Annotated in this window: 1 protein-coding gene; it reads left to right on the plus strand. The window is 46.2% G+C overall.

Annotation, left to right across the window (positions count from 1 at the left end):
* Positions 1 to 216: 216 nt before the first annotated feature.
* Positions 217 to 483 (plus strand): DcrB-related protein (locus ABR397_RS23245; RefSeq protein WP_350307766.1); only part of this gene is annotated, 267 nt, incomplete at its 3' end.

The raw sequence follows: 483 nt of genomic DNA on the forward strand, positions 1-483 counted from the left end.
ATTGGGGATTAATTCGCCTAATCATCAAGACATCGCCGATTTTTTGTTATAACCTTTTGCCTGAATATTAAGCGGATAACATTATTGATTCTGTATCTTTATTGATGACTGAGAAGGTGATACCTCTCACCTCTGTTCAATAAGGATTATCAATTCTGACAAGCATACTTAATGTATTAATAACATCACTTAATGATTAAATAAGACACAAGAAAGATGGACAATCGCCCCCGTTGTCGGTTCACTGAAGGCAGCATCACATTACCGGAAGGCTATCAGGAACAGACCGTAAACATCCTCATCGCGGCCGATGCCCCCGCGCTGAACATCTCGCGTGATCAATTGGTCGAAGGCGAAGATCTCGCCAGTTACCTCACTCGCCAGAAAGGTCTGCTGAAAAATGGTCTGCGCGACTGGCAATTATTGGCAGAGCAGCCCGCGACGCTGGGCGATAACCTGCGGCAAGGCACGGCGTTGCTCTCC

The sequence above is a fragment of the Photorhabdus viridis genome (genome assembly GCF_040256935.1).
Lineage (GTDB): Bacteria > Pseudomonadota > Gammaproteobacteria > Enterobacterales > Enterobacteriaceae > Photorhabdus > Photorhabdus viridis.